Origin of the sequence: Streptomyces stoeckheimensis (genome assembly GCF_045822005.1) — a bacterium.
Lineage (GTDB): Bacteria > Actinomycetota > Actinomycetes > Streptomycetales > Streptomycetaceae > Streptomyces > Streptomyces stoeckheimensis.
In genome coordinates this window covers 7916358-7934405 of record NZ_CP169550.1, presented here as the reverse complement: position 1 = coordinate 7934405, position 18048 = coordinate 7916358, and the positions used below count along the sequence as shown (strand labels likewise).

13 protein-coding genes and 1 pseudogene are annotated in these 18048 nt (G+C 73.8%); 6 read left to right on the top strand and 8 right to left on the bottom strand.

The window, feature by feature from the left end:
- Positions 1–28 precede the first annotated feature (28 nt).
- Complete coding sequence (locus ACE1OC_RS36030; protein ID WP_407840522.1) at positions 29–2554, top strand: penicillin acylase family protein; 2526 nt, start codon at positions 29–31, stop codon at positions 2552–2554.
- A gap of 69 nt (positions 2555–2623) precedes the next feature.
- Here ACE1OC_RS36030 and ACE1OC_RS36025 read toward each other — a convergent pair whose 3' ends face one another.
- From ACE1OC_RS36025 to ACE1OC_RS36015, 3 genes are all read right to left on the bottom strand, one after another.
- The gene (locus ACE1OC_RS36025) at positions 2624–3763 is read right to left on the bottom strand and encodes a calcium:proton antiporter (protein ID WP_407840521.1); all 1140 of its coding nucleotides are present in this window, start codon (positions 3761–3763) and stop codon (positions 2624–2626) included.
- Positions 3764–3898: 135 nt separating this feature from the next.
- Positions 3899–5452: an acyl-CoA synthetase gene (locus ACE1OC_RS36020; RefSeq protein WP_407840520.1), complete on the bottom strand. Its 1554-nt coding sequence runs from the start codon at positions 5450–5452 to the stop codon at positions 3899–3901.
- A 20-nt stretch (positions 5453–5472) separates the two neighbouring features.
- Positions 5473–6579: a nitronate monooxygenase gene (locus ACE1OC_RS36015; RefSeq protein WP_382968637.1), complete on the bottom strand. Its 1107-nt coding sequence runs from the start codon at positions 6577–6579 to the stop codon at positions 5473–5475.
- Between the two features lie 145 nt (positions 6580–6724).
- Between ACE1OC_RS36015 and ACE1OC_RS36010 the strand changes: the two genes are divergently transcribed.
- Positions 6725–8737 carry a serine hydrolase gene (locus tag ACE1OC_RS36010; protein ID WP_407840519.1) on the top strand — a complete coding sequence of 671 codons (2013 nt, stop codon included), beginning with the start codon at positions 6725–6727 and terminating at the stop codon, positions 8735–8737.
- A 35-nt stretch (positions 8738–8772) separates the two neighbouring features.
- Here ACE1OC_RS36010 and ACE1OC_RS36005 read toward each other — a convergent pair whose 3' ends face one another.
- The gene (locus ACE1OC_RS36005) at positions 8773–9297 is read right to left on the bottom strand and encodes a CGNR zinc finger domain-containing protein (RefSeq protein ID WP_407840518.1); all 525 of its coding nucleotides are present in this window, start codon (positions 9295–9297) and stop codon (positions 8773–8775) included.
- Positions 9298–9322: 25 nt separating this feature from the next.
- Here ACE1OC_RS36005 and ACE1OC_RS36000 point away from each other — a divergent pair, with 25 nt between their 5' ends.
- The gene (locus tag ACE1OC_RS36000) at positions 9323–9991 is read left to right on the top strand and encodes a LysE family translocator (protein WP_407840517.1); all 669 of its coding nucleotides are present in this window, start codon (positions 9323–9325) and stop codon (positions 9989–9991) included.
- A 128-nt stretch (positions 9992–10119) separates the two neighbouring features.
- Here ACE1OC_RS36000 and ACE1OC_RS35995 read toward each other — a convergent pair.
- Positions 10120–10671, bottom strand: a pseudogene (locus ACE1OC_RS35995) (DUF5937 family protein); the annotation flags it as partial.
- Between the two features lie 226 nt (positions 10672–10897).
- On the opposite strand from ACE1OC_RS35995, the gene ACE1OC_RS35990 reads away from it, so the two are divergent.
- Positions 10898–11824, top strand: a complete 927-nt coding sequence (locus ACE1OC_RS35990) for an aldo/keto reductase (RefSeq protein WP_407840516.1) — start codon at positions 10898–10900, stop codon at positions 11822–11824.
- Positions 11825–11826: 2 nt separating this feature from the next.
- Here the strand turns inward: ACE1OC_RS35990 and ACE1OC_RS35985 are convergent, their stop codons facing one another.
- Entirely contained in the window at positions 11827–12471 is a 645-nt protein-coding gene (locus ACE1OC_RS35985; protein WP_407840515.1) for a TetR/AcrR family transcriptional regulator, read from the bottom strand.
- A gap of 80 nt (positions 12472–12551) precedes the next feature.
- Here ACE1OC_RS35985 and ACE1OC_RS35980 point away from each other — a divergent pair, with 80 nt between their 5' ends.
- Positions 12552–13706, top strand: a complete 1155-nt coding sequence (locus ACE1OC_RS35980; protein ID WP_407840514.1) for an FAD-dependent monooxygenase — start codon at positions 12552–12554, stop codon at positions 13704–13706.
- 95 nt (positions 13707–13801) lie between these two features.
- Positions 13802–14245, top strand: coding sequence for a nitroreductase family deazaflavin-dependent oxidoreductase (locus ACE1OC_RS35975; protein WP_407840513.1), 444 nt, complete (start codon positions 13802–13804; stop codon positions 14243–14245).
- A 32-nt stretch (positions 14246–14277) separates the two neighbouring features.
- Here the strand turns inward: ACE1OC_RS35975 and ACE1OC_RS35970 are convergent, their stop codons facing one another.
- Positions 14278–15858 (bottom strand): phytoene desaturase family protein, encoded by a 1581-nt coding sequence (locus ACE1OC_RS35970; RefSeq protein ID WP_407840512.1) that lies wholly within the window; start codon positions 15856–15858, stop codon positions 14278–14280.
- Complete coding sequence (locus tag ACE1OC_RS35965) at positions 15855–18041, bottom strand: protein kinase domain-containing protein (RefSeq protein ID WP_407840511.1); 2187 nt, start codon at positions 18039–18041, stop codon at positions 15855–15857. The genes ACE1OC_RS35970 and ACE1OC_RS35965 overlap by 4 nt, the downstream gene beginning before the upstream one ends.
- Between the last annotated feature and the right edge of the window lie 7 nt (positions 18042–18048).

Genomic DNA, 18048 nt, shown 5'->3' with positions numbered 1-18048 from the left:
CCCGTCCGCAGGCTACTTGGGAGGTACGTTGCGCCATCTCCACGGACGCCGTCGCGCCCGCCCGCTCCTCCGCCGTCTCGCCCTCACCGGCACCGCACTGCTGGCCGCCACCTCTGCGATACCCGAGGCCGCCGCCTCGGACCGGGGCTCCGGCCCGTCCGGCGGCGGCCTGTCCGCCGTCATCCGGTACACCGAGAACGGGATCCCGCACATCCTGGCCCGGGACTACGCCCACCTCGGGTTCGGCACCGGCTGGGCGCAGGCCGCCGACCAGGTGTGCGTGCTCGCCGACGGGTTCCTGACCGTCTCCGGGGAGCGCTCGCGGTGGTTCGGCGCGGACGGCGTGCCCGACGGTTCGCTCTCCTCCGCCTCCGGGAACCTCTCCAGCGACCTGTTCTTCAAGGGCGTGCGCGACTCCGGCACCGTGGAGAAGCTGCTGGCCGTGCCCGCGCCGGCCGGGCCGGGCAAGGAGGTCAAGGAGCTGATGCGGGGCTGGGCCGCCGGCTACAACGCCTGGCTGGCGCAGAACGAGATCACCGACCCGGCCTGCAAGGGCGCCGGGTGGGTGCGCCCGGTCACCGCCACCGACGTCGCCGCCCGCGGCCTGGCCGTCTCGGTCCTCGGCGGCCAGGGCCGCGCCGTCGACGGCATCACCTCGGCGCGGCCCCCGGGCACGGCGGCCGCACCGGGCGCGGCGGCCCCGGACACGACCGGCGCGGATCCGGCGGCCGGTGTGGATCCGGCGGCCGGTGTGGATCCCGCAGCCGGCCCCGAACCGGCGGCCGGCATCGATCCCGCGGCCGCCGCGGAGGCGGCCCGCGCGTTCTTCGACACCGCCCGCTACGACATGGGGTCCAACGCGGTGGCCTTCGCCGGCTCCACCACCGCGAACGGCTCGGGCCTGCTCCTCGGCAACCCGCACTATCCGTGGCAGGGCGGCCGCCGGTTCTGGCAGTCGCAGCAGACCATCCCCGGCGAACTGAACGTCTCGGGCGGCTCGCTGCTCGGCACCACCGTGGTGAACATCGGCTTCAACGAGAAGGTCGCGTGGAGCCACACCGTGGCCACCGGCACCCCCGTCAACCTGCACCAACTGGCCCTCGACCCGGCCGACCCGACCGCCTACCTGGTGGACGGCAAGCCCGAGAAGATGACCACGCGCACCGTCAGCGTCCGGGTCGCGGGCGGCGCCCCGGTCACCCGGACCCAGTGGTGGACCCGGTACGGTCCCGTCCTGTCCGGCCTAGGCGGCGGCCTCCCGCTGCCCTGGACCACGACCACCGCCTACGCGCTGGCCGACCCCAACGCCGTGAACCTGCGCGGCTCCGACACGGCCCTGGCCATGGGCAGGGCCCGCTCGGTCGCCGGCGTGCAGGACGCCCTGCGGCGCACCCAGGGCCTGCCCTGGGTCAACACGGTGGCCGCCGACTCGGCGGGCGGCACGCTCTTCACCCAGTCCCAGGTGCTCCCCCGGATCACGGACGAGCTCGCCGCACGCTGCTCGACCCCGCTGGGCAGGGCCACGTACGCCTCCTCGGGGCTGGCGGTGCTGGACGGTTCGCGCGGTGACTGCGCGCCCGGCTCCGATCCGGACGCGGTCCAGCCCGGGATCTTCGGCCCGGGCAGGGCGCCGACGCTGCGCGACGCCGCGTACGCCGAGAACTCCAACGACAGCGCCTGGCTGGCCAACGCGGAGCAGCCGCTCACCGGCTACGAGCGGATCTGGGGCACGGTCGCAACGCCGCGCTCGCTGCGGACCCGGGGCGCTCTGGAGGACGTCTCCGCGATGGCCGACCGGGGCGGGCTGACGGTGGCGGACCTGCAGGAGCAGCAGTTCGCCAACCGGGTCCCGGCCGGTGATCTGGCGGCGGCCGACGCGGCGGGGGCCTGCGCGGCCCTGCCGGGCGGGACGGCCACGGGCAGCGACGGCGCCGCCGTGGACGTGTCGGCGGCCTGCGGGGTGCTGGCGGCCTGGGACCGCAAGGCCGACGGTACGAGCCGCGGCGCGCTGCTGTTCGACCGGTTCTGGCGGAAGCTGACCGCGAGCACGGCGGCCAAGGACCTGTGGCTGGTGCCCTTCGACGCGACGGATCCGGTACGGACGCCCCGCACGCTCAACCGGGCGGCGCCCGGGATCGGACGGGCCCTCGCCGACACGGTCACGGAGCTGAGGGCGGCGGGCATCGCTCCGGACGCCCCGCTCGGGGAGCACCAGTTCGTGGTGCGCGGCGGGCAGAAGCTGCCGGTGGGCGGCGGAACGGAGGCCTTGGGCGTCTGGAACAAGATCGAAGCTCCGTGGAACGCGGCGGGCGGGGGCTACCCGGAGGTCGTGCACGGCTCCAGCCACATCCAGGCGGTCGGCTGGGACGGCGGCCGCTGCCCGGTCGCGCGCACGCTGCTGACGTACAGCCAGTCCTCGAACCCGAATTCCCCGCACTCCGCCGACCAGACCCGGCTCTTCTCCCAGGAGCGCTGGGTGAAGGCACGGTTCTGCGAGCGGGACATCCTCACCTCGCCCCGGCTGAAGGTGGTCTGGCCGCGCGAGCGGCGCTGACCCCCGCAGCGCGTACGGCCGGCCGCTGCCCGCAGGGGCGGTGGCCGGCCGTACGGGGTCGGAGCGGGCTCAGGGGCTGACGGCGAGGAAGAGGTACGCGGCCAGCAGCACGAGGTGTACGCCGCCCTGGAGCAGGGTGGCGCGGCCCGGGACGATGGTGAGGGCGCTGACGACGATGGTCAGGGCGAGCAGCACCATGTGCAGCGGTTCGAGCCCGAGCATCAGCGGTCCGGAGAGCCAGACGGAGGCGAGGGCGATGGCCGGGATGGTCAGGCCGATGCTGGCGATGGCGGAGCCGTAGGCGAGGTTGAGGCTGGTCTGCACCCGGTCGCGGCGGGCGGCGCGGACGGCGGCCAGGGTCTCGGGCGCCAGCACGAGCAGGGCGATGATCACACCGACCACGGCGTAGGGCAGGCCGAGGTCGGCGACTCCGCGTTCGATGGTCGGGGAGACCGCCTTGGCGTTTCCGACGACGGCGACGAGGGCGACGAGCAGCAGCCCGAGGCTGATCAGGGCGGCGCGGACGGTGGGCGGTTCGGCGTGCTCGTCGTCTTCGCCGGTGGCCGCGGCGGCGGCCGCCTGCGCGGCCTCCTTGCGGATCCGCTTGGTGTCGACGGGCAGGAAGTAGTCGCGGTGGCGGACCGTCTGGACCGCGACGAACAGGCCGTAGAGGGCGAGCGAGGCGGTGGCGGCGAAGGCGAGCTGGGCCGTGGAGAACTCGGGGCCGGGCTTGGAGGTGGTGAAGGTGGGGAGCACGAGGCTGAGTACGGCGAGCGTGGCGACGGTGGCCAGGGCCGCGCCCGAACCCTCGGCGTTGAAGACGGCCACGCGGTTGCGCAGGGCCCCGACGAGCAGGGACAGGCCGACGATGCCGTTGCACGTGATCATGACGGCGGCGAAGACGGTGTCGCGGGCGAGGGAGGAGGTCTTGTCCCCGCCGTCGGCCAGCAGGGTGACGATGAGGGCCACTTCGATGACGGTGACCGCGACGGCGAGGACGAGCGAGCCGAAGGGTTCGCCGACCCGGTGCGCGACGACCTCCGCGTGGTGGACGGCCGCCAGCACCGCGCCCGCCAGGCAGAGGGCCACCAGGGCCACCGCCAACGAGGGCAGGTCGCGTCCCCAGCTGAAGACGAGCGCGACGAGCGCCACCACGGGGACCACGACGGTCCAGTCGGTCAGGGGGGATCTGTGCGTTGCCGTACTCATATCAGCCAACTTGCCAGAACTGTTGCGCTTGTGCGGTGCAACAGCCGCCTTCACGCCCCTGACGTGGCACTTCTCACGAAACTCCGGGCGTGGCGGACGGACGGAAGCGGGCCGGCCGCAGGACCGGCCCGGTCCTCACATCGCGCGCTCGTGGCCCTCCCAGTACGGTTCGCGCAGCCGGCGCTTGTACAGCTTGCCGTTGGGGTCGCGCGGCATCGTCTCGATGAAGTCCACGGTCTTGGGCCGCTTGTACCCGGCCAGTTGCCGCTCGCAGTGGTTCAGGATCTCGGCCGCCAGCGCGTCGCTCGCCGCGAAGCCCTCGGCCGGTTCGATGACCGCCTTGACCTCCTCGCCCCAGGAGGGGTGCGGGATCCCGAAGGCGGCGGCGTCCGCGACCGCCGGATGGGTGAGCAGCGCCGATTCGATCTCGGCCGGGTAGATGTTCACCCCGCCCGAGATGATCATGTCGATCTTCCGGTCGCGGAGGAAGAGGTAGCCCTCCTCGTCCATCAGCCCGAGGTCGCCGACGGTGAAGAAGTCGCCGATGCGGTTCTTCTTCGTCTTGCCCTCGTCCTTGTGGTAGCTGAATCCGCCGGTCTTCATCTGCATGTAGACGGTGCCCAGTTCGCCGGGCGGCAGGCGGTTGCCGTCGTCGTCGAAGATGGCGAGCTCGCTGATCGGCCAGGCCTTGCCGACGGTCCCGGGCTTCTTCAGCCAGTCCTCGGCCGTCGCGAAGGCGCCGCCGCCCTCGCTCGCCGCGTAGTACTCCTCCACGCAACTGCCCCACCAGTCGATCATCGCCCGCTTGACGTGGTCGGGGCAGGGCGCGGCGCCGTGGATGGCGTGCCGCATGGAGGTGACGTCGTACGCGTCCTTCGTCTCCTGCGGGAGCGCGAGGAGCCGGTGGAACTGGGTCGGGACCATGTGGGTGTGCGTGCAGGCGTGCGCGTCGATCAGGCGCAGCATCTCCTCCGCGGTCCACTTGTCCATCAGGACCAGCGGGTGCCCGATGTGCAGGGCCGCGGCGGCGAACTGCAGGACGGCCGTGTGGTAGAGCGGCGAGCACACGAGGTGGACGTTGTCGTCGAAGGCGCGGATGCCGAAGATGCCGAGGAAGCCGCCGAGGTACGTCTCCTCCGGGAGCTTGCCCGGCAGCGGACGGCGGATGCCGCGCGGCCGGCCGGTGGTGCCGGAGGTGTAGTTCATGACCCAGCCGAGCGTGCGGTCGGCGGGGGCGGTGTCCGGCTGCCCGTCGAGCAGTTCGCCGTACGAGCGGAAGCCCGCGACCGCTCCGACCGCGTACCGGTGGCTCGCGGGCAGGCCCGCCTCGTCCGCCGCGGCGGTGGCGGCGTCGGCGAACCGCTCGTGGGCGATGAGCACCTTGGCTCCGGAGTCGGAGACGATCCAGGCGATCTCGGGGCCGACGAGGTGGTGGTTGACCGGGACGAGGTAGAAACCGGCCTGGGAGGCGGCCAGGTAGGCCGTGAGGAACTCGACGCTGTTGGGGAGGACGACCGCGAAGACGTCGCCCTTCTCCAGTCCGGCGGCGCGCAGGCCGTGGACGAGGCGGTTGACGTCGGCGTGCAGCCGGGCCGCGGACCAGGTCTCGCCCTCGGGGGTGACGAGGACGGTGCGCTCGGGGTCGGCGACGGCCTGGGCCCAGAAGCCGTTGGGGGGTGTGTCGGTCATCGTGTCCACTCCTCAGTTCCTCAGGCCCGGCCGGCGATGCGGGTGATGCGGTCGATGGCGCGCTCGAAGCCGCTGGTGAGGTCGTCGAAGACGGCCTGCACGCTGCGCTCGCTGTTCATCCGGCCGACGATCTGCCCGACGGGGGTGCCGAGCAGCGGCTGGATCTCGTACTTCTGGATGCGGGACACGGCCTCCGCGACGAGGAGTCCCTGCAGGGGCATCGGCAGTGCGCCGGGGCCCTCCGGGTCGTCCCAGGCGTCGGTCCACTCGGTGCGCAGCTGCCGGGCGGGCTTGCCGGTCAGCGCGCGGGAGCGGACGGTGTCGCCGGACCCGGCCGCGAGCAGCTTCTCGGTCAGGGCGCGGGAGTGCATGTCGGCCTCGGTGGTGGTCAGCCAGAGGGATCCGAGCCAGGCGCCCTGGGCGCCGAGGGCCAGTCCGGCGGCGATCTGCTCGCCGCTGCCGATGCCGCCGGCGGCGAGGACCGGGAGCGGGGCGACGGCCTCGACCACCTCGGGGACCAGCACCATGGTGGCGATGTCCCCGGTGTGTCCGCCGGCCTCGTAGCCCTGGGCGACGACGATGTCGATGCCGGCCTCGGCGTGCCGGCGGGCGTGCTTGGCGCTGCCGGCGAGGGCGGCGACGAGGACGCCGTGTTCGTGGGCGCGCGCGATGACGTCGGCGGGCGGGGAACCGAGGGCGTTGGCCAGGAGTTTGATGGGGTAGTCGAAGGCGACGTCGAGCTGGTTGCGGGCGACCTGTTCCATCCAGCCGGTGATGCGCCAGCCGGAGGCCTCGCCCTCCGGGAGTTCGGGTACGTGGTGTTTGGCGAGGGTGTCGCGGACGTACTCCCGGTGCGCGGCCGGGATCATCGCCTCGATGTCGGCTTCGCTGACGCCGTCGACGGCCTTCTTCGCGGGCATGACCACGTCGAGCCCGTAGGGCTTGCCGTCGGTGTGCTCCTGCATCCAGTCGAGGTCGCGCTTCAGGTCGTCGGGGGCGGTGTAGCGGACCGCCCCGAGCACCCCGAACCCGCCCGCGCGGGTGATGGCAGCGGCCACCGCCGGGAAGGGCGTGAAGCCGAAGATGGCGTGCTCTATTCCCAGTTTCCTGCTCAGCTCCGTCTCCATGGGCGGCAGGATGCCGCAGCCCGGCCGCCGAGGGAAGGGGTTTTCTGATGCAGCGTCAGATTCTTTGCCGGCCGGTCGCCGCGGGGCCCGCGTCGCGAGCGGGCAGATACTCGAGAGGGCACGACGGCGGACGGGAGGACCGGTCATGAAGGCACCAGGGGCAGCCGGGAACGACGGTGACACGAAGGGCTCCGGCACGACCGGCCCGACGGCGCACGACGGCGGCGGCAGCGGGCCCGGGGCGGACGGCGGCGGGCCCGGGCCGGACGGCAGCGGGCCCGGGCCGGACGGCGGCGGGCCCGGGGCGGAGGTCGGCGCGCGGGCCGAGGCGGACGGTGTCGGGCCCGGGGTGGATGGTGGCGCCGGGCTCGGGCCCGGGCGCGGGCTCAGTCGGCGGCGGCTCGGGGCGCGGCTGTTGGCGCTGGGCGGCGTGCTCGTGCTCCAGGCCGCGCTGCCCGGGTCCGCGGGGGCCTCCGGGGGGCCGGCCGAGCGGCGCGCGCTCCAGGGACTGCGACTGCGGTACGGGTCCGCCCGCCAGGCCGGGCTGCTGGAGAGGCATCTCGAAGGGGTGGCGGACGAGGCACGGCGGTTCCTCGGCCCCTCCCCCGAACACCCTTACTACGCCGGGGCCGTGGTCCTCGCCGGCCGGGGCCGCACCGTGGCGCTGCACCGGGCGATGGGCGACGCCGTGCGGTACGCCGACTACGACGGCCGCACCGACCGGGTCCGGGAGTTCCCGGCCGCGCAGCGGATCGCGATGGCCGAGGACACGGTCTTCGACCTGGCCTCCCTCTCGAAGCTGTTCACCTCCCTGCTGGCCGTGCAGCAGATGGAGCGCGGGCGGCTGGAGCTGGAGGCGCCGGTGCACCGGTACCTGCCCGAGTTCACGGGCGGGGGCAAGGAGTCGGTCACCGTGCGCCAGCTCCTCACGCACACCTCGGGGCTGCGGTCCTGGGCCCCCTTCTACAAAGAGCCCACGCGGGCGGGTCAGTTGAGGCTGCTGTGGTCGGTGAGGCCCCAGGAGACGCCGGGGACGGTCTACCGGTACTCCGACCTGAACCTCATCGCCCTTCAACTGCTCTTGGAACGGATCACCGGTCACACTTTGGACCTCCTGCTCCAAGACGAGATCACCGCTCCGCTCGGGATGCACCGCACTCGTTACAACCCACCGCTCTCCTGGCGCCGGGTCACGGCCGCCACCGAAGTGCAGCGCCCGCCCTGGTCCGGGCTTGACCGCGGGCTCGTCTGGGGCGAGGTCCACGACGAGAACGCACACGCGCTGGGCGGCGTCGCCGGCCACGCCGGGGTCTTCGGCACCGCCTGGGACCTGGCGATCCTGGCCCGCACCCTCCTCGACGGCGGGGTCTACGCCGGCAAGCGCATCCTGCGCCCCGCCTCCGTCGAGCTCCTCTTCACCGACTACAACACCGCATTCCCCGGCGACGACCACGGCCTGGGCTTCGAGCTCTACCAACACTGGTACATGGGCGCCATGGCCACCCCGCACTCCGCCGGCCACACCGGTTTCACCGGCACCTCCCTGGTCCTGGACCCCTCCACGGACTCCTTCCTGATCCTCCTGGGCAACTCCGTCCACCCCGTGCGCACCTGGCGCGCCGGCAGCGCCCCGCGCGTCGCCGTCGGCAACCGCTTCGCCCGCGCCGTCCCCGTCCGCACGAAGCACGGCGGCCCGGCCTGGTACTCCGGCATGGAAACCGGCGGCTCGGGCACCCTGACCCTCCCGCCCCTCACCCCCACCACCGGAGCCGCCCGGCTGCGCTGCGCGCTGTGGTGGGACACCGTGCCCGGCGCGGGAGCACTGCACCTGGAGGCGTCCGCCGACGGGCAGGCCTGGGAGCCGCTCCCCTTCACCACCGTCCGCACGACCGGCGGAGCCGCCGAACAGTGGCCGCAGGGTTCCGTCTCCGGCTGGTCGGGCCGCATCTGGCACCGCCTCGAAGCTCCGCTCGCCGCCTGGGCCGGCCGCGAGGTGCACCTCCGCTTCCGCCACACCGCGCAGGGTCGCTACGTGGGCCGGGGCGCCTACGTAGACGTCCTGCGCGTGTCGGAACCCGCCCACCTCCTCTTCGCCGAGGACCGCCCGGCGGACGCCTCCCGCATCGAGGCGGCCGGCTGGTCCCGCTCGGCGGACTGAAGCCCGCACGCCGACCGGTCACGGAGCCAGGGCCGTCATCGCCCGCGCTGACGAGCCCGGTGGCGACGGACGGCGTCCCGGCCGCCGCAGCGCGGTGAGCAGTACCGCTGGGTGCCGTTCCGCGAGGTGTCGACGACGACCTTCGTGCAGGGGTGAGCCGCGCACCGGCCCAGGCGACCCATGCCGCGCGTCGTGAGGTGCAGTGCGGTGCCGACGCTGAACACGGCGTGCAGGACTCGTGCCAGGTCGTCGTCGACGTCGCGGTAGTGCAGGTGCCAGCCCTCGCCGTTGTGGTCGGTCATGCGCGGATAGGCGGTCGCGGCGGCCATCTGCTCGTTGAGGATCGCCGCCCGCTCGCTCGGGTCACGGGCGTCGACGACCCGGATCCAGTCATCGAGCACGGCCCGGCAGCGGACGTGGTCGTCAGGCCTCTCGGGGAAGGGCATCGTCATGCCGAACTCGCGGGTCCGCTCGACGATCCCGGCTCGGGTGTCGGGCCAGTCGTCGGCCAGGGAACGGGCGAGGAGCACGGCGTACTCACCGTAAGGGTTGAGGTGCATAAGGCCATTACATCAAGGTAGGGGCATGCCCCTCACTTCCCTGCCCTCGCCCGTGTCCGGTGCGTCCGCCCTCGGCATGACACTCACCGCGCTGGTCATGGTGCTGACCCCCGGCCCCAACATGATCTACCTCGTTTCGCGCAGCATCAGCCAGGGACGCGCTGCGGGCCTCGTCTCCCTGGCCGGCACCGGCGTCGGCTTCGTCGTCTACATGCTGATGGGCAACCTCGGCCTCGCGGTCGTGTTCGTCGCCGTGCCCTGGCTGTTCATCGGCTTCAAAGCCGCCGGCGTCCTCTATCTCGCCCACCTCGCATGGCAGGCCCTACGCCCCGGCGGGCGAGGCATGTTCGAGGTCCGCGACATCCCCCGTGACGGCCCGGCGCGGCTCTTCCGCATGGGGCTGGTGACGAACCTGCTCAATCCCAAGGCCGCGATCATGTACCTGACCTTGATCCCGCAGTTCATCGACCCGCATCGCGGGCATCCGACCGCGCAGGGCCTGACGCTCGGGTCGGTTCAGATCGCGGTGAGCCTGACCGTCAACGCCCTGATCGTCGTCGCCGCCGGCGCCATCGCCGGCTTCCTCGGCCGACGCCCGAGCTGGGCCTCCGTACAACGCCGCATCACGGGCACCCTCCTGGGCGCCGTGACCCTCCTGCTCGCCCGCGAGGTACCCGCCCGAGCCCGGGCATGACCTGAGTGGTCGGCTCCGTGAATCCTTCGGGGGGTTGGCGTCAGGTCAGGTGGAGGTACGGCGGAGAGGGAGTCGGCCCGGGTTGCGGGGCGCGGCCTCCACAGCGTGCCGATACCGCGCGCCGGATAGGCGAGTTGAGGTGGGTCCGGCAGCGTTGTCCGGGTGCGCAGTCCCGGTCCGGTGAAGACCGAGGGGATCAGCAGCAGCCCGGTTCCTGCCGTCGTACGGGTCAGCGGCCGCTTTCGGCGGGCCATCCGTAGCGCATTGCCGTCCCAGCTCACGGACGTGTGCAGGTCGTCGAGGAGGTGTCCGGCGCCGTGCTCGGCGGCCATGCGCGCCCGGTAGAGGACGTCTGCGTCCAGGACCGCCCGGATGCGTGCCCAGTAGGGGGCGAGTGCCAGCTCCCAGTACGTTTCGATCTCTTCTGCGACCTTGGCCAGGAGGCCCTGTGGGTCGTCGCGCAGCGCCCGCAGCCGGGGGCCGAGGTTCCCCTGGTGGCGGGCCAGGTGGTCGAGGTCCTGGCGTACCCGGTCGGCGGGCGAGGCCCGGATCGCGTCCCGCTCTGCCGCCGGGGTGGGGGCGGGTCCGGCGGGGGGCGGGTTGAGGAAGTCGGGGACGTAGCCGCCGGTGGGCGGGATCAGCTCGCAGAGCCAGCCCCGGTCCAGCCCGGCGGCCACCATGCGCGGGCGTACCCGGTCGGCCCAGGGCCGATGGACCGGATGCGTGGTGCCGGACCTCAGCAGCCGGAAGCTGGGTGCGACCTCCCACATGGGTGAGACGGCGAACCGCACCTGCGCCAGATCGCTCGTCGAGAACACCAGCTCCGCCAGGACGACCACTCCTCGATGGATTCACACATGCCTGAATCAATGGCGGGCCAGCCTACCGTGCGGAGATCATCCCGCCATGACCTCACAGACGATCACCGCGGCGGCATCGGGCACCTGGAAGCTCGGCGACCGCACGGTCCACCGGATCGGTTTCGGCGCGATGCGCCTGCCGCAGCACGGGGAGGCGTTCGCGGCCGATGCCGTCCCGCGCGACCGCGACCAGGCGATCGGTGTGCTGCGCCGCGCAGTCGAGCTCGGCGTGAACCACGTCGACACCGCCGCGTTCTACTTCTCGCCGTCGCGCTCCGCCAATGAGCTGATCAACCAGGCGCTGGCCCCCTACCCGGAGGACCTCGTCATCACCACCAAGGTCGGACCGGGCCGCGACCCCTCGGGCCGGTGGCTGCCGCACGCCACCCCCGGGCAACTGCGCGGCCAGGTCGAGGAGAACCTGCGCCAGCTCGGCCGCGACCACCTCGACGTGGTGAACCTGCGCATCGTCGGCACCGAGTCCATCGCCGAACGCTTCGGCGCGCTCGCCGAACTGCGCGAGACCGGACTCATCCGCCACCTGGGCCTGTCCAACGTCCGCCCCCACCACCTCGCCGAGGCCCAGGCCATCGCACCGGTGGTCTGCGTCCAGAACATGCACGGCATCGGCGCATCACCCGAGCAGCAGGAGTTCCTGCACCTCTGCGGTGAACAACGCATCGCGTTCGTGCCGTTCTACTCGATCGCCGGCACCGGACGCACCGCCGGCGCGACCATGGACCACAGCCCGGAGGTGCACGCCACCGCCCGCGCCCACGGGGTGAGTGCAGCCCAGATCCGGCTGGCGTGGACGCTCCACCAGGGCCCTCACGTCCTGGCCATCCCCGGCACCGGCGACATCGACCACCTCGCCCAGAACGTCGCCGTCAGCTCCCTGCACCTGTCGGAGGAAGAACTCGCCGTCCTGGACCCCCTCCACCACGGGACGATGGCTTCCGGAGCAGACAACTAGGCCTAGGCAAGGGCCGCGTCGATCATCCGGCGGGCCGTGGACGTCAGTTCGGCCGGGTCGGGGGCCGGGCGGGTGTGGGCGAGCGCGCCCGCGAGGCGGTCGTAGAGGAGTCCGTCGGCCCACGCGACCAGGAGCTCGGCGGACTCGGCCGGCCGGGCGGCGCCGAGTGCCGCCAGGATTCCGGCGGCCAGGTCGCGCGAGCCCCGGCCGGCCCGGTGGAGTTCCGTCGCGAGCTCCGGGTTCCGTGCGGCCTCCAGGCTCAGCTCGAAGCGCGCCAGTTGCCGGGACCGGCCCGTGGTCAGCCATCGGTACAGCACCGCGGCGACCGCCGCGGCGGCGGCGTCCCGGTCCATCGGAGCAGGCGCGGCGCCCTGGTCCGTCGGTGCAGGCGCGGCACTCCGGTCCGTCGGCGCAGGCGTGGCGCCGCCGTCGAAGTCGCCGAGGTCAAGCTCCGCCAGCCGCGCGTAGCAGGCGCCGATCAGCGCCGTCCTCGTACGGAAGTAGTACGAGGTGCTGCCCGCCGGAAGTCCGGCCGCGCCGTCGACCGCCCGGTGGGTCAGACCCCTCAGCCCGGCGGCGGCCACCAGCTCGATCGCGCTGTCCGCGATCAGGGTCCTGCGGTCGCTGCCGCGCTCGGGTGCACTCATACGGTCACTCTACAAGTGTAGAGTGACCGCCATGCCCTCTACAGATGTAGAGGGCATGGCCGAAACGAGGGAGGAACGTCATGGCGCGACGTCATGCGGTGGTCGCGGGTGCGGGGATCGGCGGGCTCTCGGTGGCGGTGGCCCTGCACCGTCGTGGTTGGGAGGTCACCGTCTGCGAACGCGCCGCGGCGCCTTCCGCCGTCGGTGCGGGGATCGTCCTCGCCCCCAACGCCCTGCGCGCCTTCGACGCGATCGGCTTCGACGCCGCCCGCGCGACGGGTCACGCCGCCCCTGCCGCGATGGACCTGCGCCGCCCCGGCGGCCGCCTGCTGAGCCGCGCCGACTGCGCCGCGCTGACCGCCCGGTACGGCCGGCCCCCGCTCGCCGTGCACCGCCCGTCCCTCTCCGCCGCCCTGGCCGCCGAGCTCCCCGACGGAACCGTCCGGTACGGCACGGAAGTGACCGCCGTCGACGACGCGGACGGCCGTCCCGTCGTTCACACCTCGACCGGCGCCCTCACCGCCGACGTCGTCATCGCCGCCGACGGCATCCACAGCCCGATCCGCCGCCGGTACTTCCCCGCCCATCCCGGCCTGCACCACAGCGGGGAGACCGCCTGGCGGACCGTCCTGGCGGCCGGCGGCCCGCCCGTGCGCGCCGCCACCGAGACCTGGGGCCGCGGGGAGCGCTTCGGCGTCGTCCCGCTCGCCGACGGCCGCGTGTACGTCTACGCCACCGCGGTCGTCCCCGAGGGCCACCGGCCGGTCGACGTCCGCGCCGAACTCCTGCGCCGCTACGGCACCTGGCACGATCCGATCCCCGCCCTGCTGGAACGGATCGACCCGGCGGCCGTGCTCCAGCACGACCTGTACGACCTCGCCGCCCCGCTCCCCCGGTTCCATCAGGGCCGGCTGGCATGGCTCGGCGATGCGGCGCACGCCATGACTCCCAACCTCGGCCAGGGCGGCTGCCAGGCCGTCGAGGACGCCGCCGTCCTCGCGCACCTGCTGGAGGGGGCCGACGTACGGGCCGCCCTGGCCGCCTACAGCGCGGCCCGCTGCGCCCGCACCGACGCCCTGCGCGTCCGCTCCCGCCGGGCGGGCCGGGTCGCCGCGCTGACGCACCCCCTCGCGGTGGCCGCCCGCGACCTCGCCGTCCGCGCTACCCCGGCCCGCGCCACGCGGCGCGCCCTGGACGACCTGTTCGCCTTCGACGGGTTCGGGCTTCCGGAATAGGGCACACGCCCAGGGGCGGCAGGGCCGTGCCCTGTGGCGCCGACACTCGTTGTTGTGGTTCGTTGACCGTTCAACACGAAGGCAGGCGAAGCCATATGACCGACATCGACTGGGACAACCCGATCGACCCCAAGCCGGGCTGGACCCTGGATCACGTCAAGCTGTACGTCGGTTCGGGCGGGGCCGAGGGGCAGTACTGGAACAACACCCAGACCCTGCTGCTCACGACCATCGGCCGCAAGTCCGGGAAGCCCGTGCGGACCCCGCTCATCTACGGCGAGGACGACGGCCGCTACCTCATCGTCGCCTCCAAGGGCGGCGACCCCGCGGACCCGCTCTGGTACCGGAACCTCGCCGAGCACCCCGAGGTCCGGGTACAGGTCGGTCCCGAGGTCAGGCAGGGCATCGCGCGGACCGCGACCTCCGAGGAGCGTGCCCGGTTCTGGCCGCTGATGGTGAAGCACTGGCCCTCGTACGACGAGTACCAGACCAAGACCAGCCGGGAGATCCCGATCGTCGTGATCGACCCCGTCGCCTGACGGGGCGCCGGGGCCCGGGGCGCCGGGGCGCGTCAGTGTCCCAGTACCGCCATCGCCGCGTTGTGGCCGGGGACCCCGCTGACGCCGCCGCCGCGGACCGCCCCCGCGCCGCACAGCAGTACGCTGCGGTGGGCGGTCTCCACGCCCCAACGGCCGCCGCCCTCCACGGAGTCGGAGTACGGCCACGAAAGGTCCCCGTGGAAGATGTGCCCGCCGGGCAGGCGCAGTTCGCGCTCCAGGTCGAGCGGGGTCTTGGCCTCGATGCACGGGCGGCCGTCGGCGTCGAAGGCCAGGCAGTCGGTGAGCGGTTCGGCCAGGTGGGCGTCGAGCTGGGCGAGGGTGGCGGCGAGCAGCACCTCGCGCGCCCCCTGGTTGTCCTTCTCGAACAGCCGGGCCGGGGTGTGAAGCCCGAAGAGGGTCAGGGTCTGGTAGCCCTGCTCCGCCAGCTCGGGCCCCAGGATCGTCGGGTCCGTCAGCGAGTGGCAGTAGATCTCCGAGGGCGGTACGGAGGGCAGTTCGCCGGCGGCGGCCTCCGCGTGGGCCCGGGCGAGCTGTTCGTACCCCTCCGCGATGTGGAAGGTGCCGCCGAAGGCCTCGCGCGGGTCCACGGAGGTGTCCCGCAGCCGGGGCAGGCGGCGCAGCAGCATGTTGACCTTGAGCTGGGCCCCCTCGGGGGCCGGCTGCGCCGGTTCCTCCCCCAGGAGTTCGGCCAGCGCACGCGGCGAGGCGTTGACGAGCACCACCCGGCCGGCGACCCGGCCCTCGCCCGTCGCCGTACGGAAGGTCACCTCCGCCGGGGCGGTCGTGCCGTCGGTGTCGATGCGCAGCGCCTCGTGCCCGGTGGCGATCTCCGCCCCGGCGGCCAGCGCGGAGGCCGCCAGCGCGTCCGTGAGGGCGCCCATGCCGCCGACCGGTACGTCCCAGTCGCCGGTGCCGCCGCCGATGACGTGGTAGAGGAAGCAGCGGTTCTGGGCCAGACCCGGGTCGTGGGCGTCGGCGAAGGTGCCGATCAGCGCGTCGGTGAGGACCACCCCGCGCACCAGGTCGTCTGCGAACTCCCGCTCGACGGCCCGGCCGATCGGTTCCTCGAACAGCATCCGCCAGGCCGCCTCGTCGTCGAGCCGCGTCCGCAGCTCGGCACGCGTGGGCAGCGGTTCGGTCAGCGTCGGGAAGAGGCGTTCGGCGGCCCGCCCGGTGGTCCCGTAGAAGGCGCGCCAGTTCTCGTACTCCCGCTCCGAGCCGGTCAGCCGGGCGAAGGACTCCCGGGTGCGCGCCTCGCCGCCGCCGACCAGCAGTCCGCCGGGGCGTCCGGCGCGCTCGACGGGGGTGTACGAGGACACCGTGCGCCGGCGCACCTCGAAGTCCAGCCCCAGCTCGCGCACGATCTTGGCGGGGAGCAGCGAGACCAGGTAGGAGTAGCGGGAGAGGCGGGCGTCGACGCCCGGGAAGGGCCGGGTGGACACGGCGGCCCCGCCGGTGCGGCCGAGCCGCTCCAGGACCAGGACCGAGCGGCCGGCCCGGGCCAGGTAGGCGGCGGCGACGAGGCCGTTGTGGCCCCCGCCCACGATCACCGCGTCGTACACGTCGTGCCCGAAGCCCCGCGAGGTCGTCATGGCTCTTGGTAACACACCTGGCCCAGCCGCTCCAGGCAGTGCGCCTCGTCGGCGTGTGCCGCGACCGTGTCCGGATGGCCGTCGCCCAGCGACCGTTCGCGGATGCCGGAGAGTTCCCGGTAGACCGGAAGCGCCTGGTCCCAGCGGCCCAGCCGGCCGAGCCCGACGGCGAGTTCGCGGCGGCTGACCAGGGTGTCGGGGTGTTCGGGGCCGAGGGTGCGGGCCCGTGCCTCGCCCACCTGCCGGGCCTCGGCCACCGCCTCCTCCCAGCGCTCCAGGCGCCCGAGGTTCACCCCGAGGACGTGCCGGGCCCGCAGCGTCTCCGGGTCGGCGGCCCCGTAGGCGCGGGTGCGGTCGCGGACCAGGTCCCGGAACAGCTCCAGGGCCTGGGCCGAACGCCCGGTCCGGCCCAGCGCGATCCCGGCCTCGTAGCGGGCGGCCAGCGTGTCGGGGTGGTCGCGGCCGAGCACCCGCTCCCGTACGGCCGCGATGTGCCGGAAGGCCTCCAGGGCCTCCTCCCAGCGTTCGAGGCGGCCCAGCGCGTACGCCACCTCGTACCGGGTCAGCAGCGTGTCCGCGTGCTCCGCCCCCAGGACGGCCGCCCGGTCGGCGGCCACCTCGGCGGCGGCGGCGTGGGCCTCGGCGAAGCGGCCGAGGGCGCCCAGCGCGCAGGCCAGGTTGTGCCGGCAGCGCAGGGTGTCGGGGTGGATCCGGCCGACGGTCCGCTCCCGGGCCGCGAGCACCGTGCGGTAGCCCTCGTACGCCTCCTGGTGGCGGCCGAGCAGGCCCGTCTCGTACGCGGCCTCCTGCCGGGCGGCGAGGGTGTCCGGATGGTCGGCGCCGAGCACCCGGGCGCGCCCTTCGGCGACGGCCGCGTACCCGGCGAGGGCCTCCTCGGTGCGGCCGGCCCGGCTGAGGGCGAAGGCCCGCGTGTGGCCGGCGTCGAGCGCGGCCGGGCCCGTGAGGGCTTGGCCGGGGCCGTGCGGGAACCCGTAGGCGGCGGTGAGCCGGGGGTCCTCGGCCGGACGCGGGCGTACGACGGTCGGCGCGGGCGGGGCCGGGGCCTGGGTCGGGGCCTGGGCCGGGGCGCCGGTAGCCGTCGCGGCCGGGCCCCCGACGGCGGAAACGGCCGCGGCGGGCGCGGCGGAGCCCGTGGCGGCGTGCGCAGTGTGGGCGGCGTGCGCGGCGTGGGCCGTCCAGGAGCCGGTCAGGACCGCCCACTCGCCGCTCGCGGGGCGGGCCTCGATGCCGGCCTTGCGTCCGGCGGTCATCCCCCCGGCCCACGCGGGCAGCGGCAGGTGCGCGCCGACGGCCACGGCGGGGCCGAGCCGGGCCTCGAGGAGCTGCCGGTGCAGGTGGCGGGCGTCGCCGGGCCGGTCCTCGGGGCACTTGGCGAGCAGGTCGAGCACCAGCCGCTCGAAGTGGACGGGCAGTTCGGGGCGGTGCTCGCGCGGCGGCACGGGCGCGGTGTCGCGGTGGCCGACCAGGACGGACCAGGAGTCGCCGAGGTCGAAGGGCGGGGCTCCGGTGGCGATCTCGTACAGGACGCAGCCGAGGGAGTAGAGGTCGCTGCGGTGGTCCACCTCGCCGCCCGCGATCTGCTCGGGCGACATGTAGTGCGGGGTGCCCATGGCCATGCCGCCGCCGGTGAGCTTGGCGGTGAAGCCGATGTCGGCGGCCAGCCGCGCGATGCCGAAGTCGCAGATCTTCACCGTGCCGTCGGTGAGCCGCATGATGTTGGCGGGCTTCAGGTCCCGGTGGACGACGCCCTGGTCATGGGTGTAGCCGAGGGCGGCCGCCATCTGCTCGGCGATGTCGACGACCACGTCCACGGGGAGCGGGCGCGCGTCGTTGTCCTCCAGGAGCTGGCTGAGGTTGCGTCCTTCGAGGAGCTCCATGACCAGGTAGAGGGGACCGCCGGCCGCGCTGTCGTCGCCGAAGTCGTGGACGACGGTGACGCCACGGTGCTGGAGGGAGGCGGCGACGCGCGCCTCGCGGCGGAACCGCTCGCGCAGCACCTGGGTGAAGTGGGTGTCCTGCTCGGGTCCGAGGGGCTTGAGGCATTTGACGGCGACCTGCCGGCCCAGCGACTCGTCGCGGGCCCGCCACACCTCGCCCATGCCTCCGCGGCCGATCAGATCGAGCGACCGGTACCGGCCGTGGATCAGTCTGGACTCCGCCATGTCTTGA

Bases quoted from the DNA above. Each gene is read 5' to 3' on its own strand.
- ACE1OC_RS36025 (WP_407840521.1), bottom strand. From the start codon at position 3,763: ATGAGTACGGCAACGCACAGATCCCCCCTGACCGACTGGACCGTCGTG.
- ACE1OC_RS36020 (WP_407840520.1), bottom strand. From the start codon at position 5,452: ATGACCGACACACCCCCCAACGGCTTCTGGGCCCAGGCCGTCGCCGAC.
- ACE1OC_RS36015 (WP_382968637.1), bottom strand. From the start codon at position 6,579: ATGGAGACGGAGCTGAGCAGGAAACTGGGAATAGAGCACGCCATCTTC.
- ACE1OC_RS36010 (WP_407840519.1), top strand. From the start codon at position 6,725: ATGAAGGCACCAGGGGCAGCCGGGAACGACGGTGACACGAAGGGCTCC.
- ACE1OC_RS36005 (WP_407840518.1), bottom strand. From the start codon at position 9,297: ATGCACCTCAACCCTTACGGTGAGTACGCCGTGCTCCTCGCCCGTTCC.
- ACE1OC_RS36000 (WP_407840517.1), top strand. From the start codon at position 9,323: ATGCCCCTCACTTCCCTGCCCTCGCCCGTGTCCGGTGCGTCCGCCCTC.
- ACE1OC_RS35990 (WP_407840516.1), top strand. From the start codon at position 10,898: ATGACCTCACAGACGATCACCGCGGCGGCATCGGGCACCTGGAAGCTC.
- ACE1OC_RS35985 (WP_407840515.1), bottom strand. From the start codon at position 12,471: ATGAGTGCACCCGAGCGCGGCAGCGACCGCAGGACCCTGATCGCGGAC.
- ACE1OC_RS35980 (WP_407840514.1), top strand. From the start codon at position 12,552: ATGGCGCGACGTCATGCGGTGGTCGCGGGTGCGGGGATCGGCGGGCTC.
- ACE1OC_RS35975 (WP_407840513.1), top strand. From the start codon at position 13,802: ATGACCGACATCGACTGGGACAACCCGATCGACCCCAAGCCGGGCTGG.
- ACE1OC_RS35970 (WP_407840512.1), bottom strand. From the start codon at position 15,858: ATGACGACCTCGCGGGGCTTCGGGCACGACGTGTACGACGCGGTGATC.
- ACE1OC_RS35965 (WP_407840511.1), bottom strand. From the start codon at position 18,041: ATGGCGGAGTCCAGACTGATCCACGGCCGGTACCGGTCGCTCGATCTG.